This window comes from Nisaea sediminum, assembly GCF_014904705.1.
Classification (GTDB): domain Bacteria; phylum Pseudomonadota; class Alphaproteobacteria; order Thalassobaculales; family Thalassobaculaceae; genus Nisaea; species Nisaea sediminum.
In genome coordinates this window covers 1-2,056 of record NZ_JACZCQ010000020.1, presented here as the reverse complement: position 1 = coordinate 2,056, position 2,056 = coordinate 1, and the positions used below count along the sequence as shown (strand labels likewise).

At 42.2% G+C, this 2,056-nt stretch carries 2 protein-coding genes; one reads left to right on the top strand and one right to left on the bottom strand.

From position 1 onward, the window contains the following. Positions 1–18: 18 nt before the first annotated feature. Positions 19–1,068 (top strand): 3-oxoacyl-[acyl-carrier-protein] synthase III C-terminal domain-containing protein, encoded by a 1,050-nt coding sequence (locus IG122_RS23865; protein ID WP_193189067.1) that lies wholly within the window; start codon positions 19–21, stop codon positions 1,066–1,068. Here the strand turns inward: IG122_RS23865 and IG122_RS23860 are convergent. Further along, positions 1,065–2,039 carry a hypothetical protein gene (locus tag IG122_RS23860; protein ID WP_193189066.1) on the bottom strand — a complete coding sequence of 325 codons (975 nt, stop codon included), beginning with the start codon at positions 2,037–2,039 and terminating at the stop codon, positions 1,065–1,067. The genes IG122_RS23865 and IG122_RS23860 overlap by 4 nt on opposite strands. Positions 2,040–2,056 lie beyond the last annotated feature (17 nt).

The following is a 2,056-nucleotide window of genomic DNA, read 5'->3' as shown; positions in this document are numbered from 1 at the left end:
GATAACTAGGAATTATTCATGCCATTTGTTCTTTCCGTTGGCGTAAGTCTTCCCGATTATTCCGCGAGTAATTCATATGTAAAAAACTTGTCATTTTGTTTATCTGCAAATCATTGGGCGGGGAATTCTCAAAAATTACCTGAACTAATAGATGATTTTTTTGCTAAAAGCGGCGCTCGAGAGCGGCTTTGGCGCAATGCCAATACAGAACCAAAAAAATATCTGAAAACGGCGATAGAAAACTGTCTTGCATCATCGCTTCCAGATGCTCGCGAAAAGCTTTCATCTATTATTTTTTGCAGTGTCGACAAAGGACTAGTTGAGCCGGCCCATGCAAGTGCCTTCGCCGCACAAATGGGGTTATTCGGGGTGAGGGCGTTTGATGTTAGTGACGCGTGCTTGGGGTGGTTTACAGCATGTGAAGCGGCCCAAGCGTTCGCGTCGGCGGAGCGTCCTTTAGCTCTTATTATCTCGGCGGAGTTCCCTCTCGATGATCCAGGAAAGGTATTACCTGAGGCTTTTACAATCCGCGATGAATGCGAATTCGAATGGAAGTCGGCGGCATTGACGCTTGGGGAGATGGCGACAGCGACCTTAATCGACGCCTTTCGTGGAGTGTCTTCGTGCACTGTAAAATCAGAAAACCAGCACAATCAGCTTTGTGTGGTTCCGATAAAAAAGCCTGAGAGGTTTATAGATTGGACCCAAGATAGCGACGCACTCGATCGGGAATGCTTTATTGCCAATGGAGCGAAGCTTGCAAATGCAGGCTTCCGTGGGGGAATTTCGGTTCTGAGAAGCCAGATTAATAAATCGGGATTGCCCGATGTGATATTGCCGCACGCATTCTCAGAATCTGTTACCTATGCTGCGGCCAAGAAGCTTGGTCTTGCAGATAAAGTTCACAATGTATTTGCGAGAGTTGGGAACATTTCGACAAGCTCTATTCCGTTTGGTCTTTGGTCACTGGCCCAAATTGGGAATCTGAGGGGGAAGAACATACTGGGTTGGGTTGCCAGCGCAGGCATGAAACATGCTGCATTTAGGCTTCATTGGATCGGCAGTTAACCAATAGCCACTCTAATTGCGGCTACATATACCGGAGAGAATAACACCACTATCATTTTTACTACTCGGTCTGTAGACAATGCACTATGAATAAAATCAAATCGATCCATATCTTTTCCTAATACGCGGCTTTCTTTTTTTCTTTTTCTCGCGGCCGCGTTCATGTGTCCGGTCGGGAACAGGACGATTATTACCATAATTATTGAAAAACAAACTGACCAAAGAAATGACAATCCATCTGCGGAGGCCCTATAAAACACCCCTTGCTCATCCGCTCCAGCAATGTTTGATCCAAGATTGAGGTAAAATATTGTAGCTACGGAGCTGGTCAGAAACACAGCTGAAACAATTATTGAAAACAATGATATTTCTGACCAGATAATGTTTCTGTCGAAATCTTGTTGATTTAGCTGATTGTCAACTATATCGATGGATTTCACGGATGACCACACGCAGGCAACGACAGAAAATAACACACCGCACAAAATCAGAAAAATAGGATACAGAGAAAAAATTGAAAAATCTGTGAATGGAATCATGCACTTAAGAAAATAATCCCACTTTGTATTCAGAAAAATACTTAATGTTCTGTCATGAGAGTAGATAACTATATTTGATTCCATAAAAATTGCACATACTATCGCGACCGAAATAAAAAAGAACGAAAACGCTATTATATTTATTTTGATTTTAAATCGCGGCGGTGGGGAGATTTTCTTTAAGTCGCGATATAGATGAAACGAGAAGAAAATAGATAACGAAATATGCATAGACGATGATATTATATAAATAATTATGTTAAATATGGGGCTATTATTTAAAGGATTGTTTGGTGTGGTGGCGGAGATTTCGCTCGAAAGCCGTGGAACTAGCGCCTCAAAGACAAGCGCAACAAGAAAAACGACACCAGAAGACAGAATAATCATTTGGATGGAAAGTTTTTCGTCTGGCATTAATCGGGGAAAATTCACGATAATTCCTAGTTATC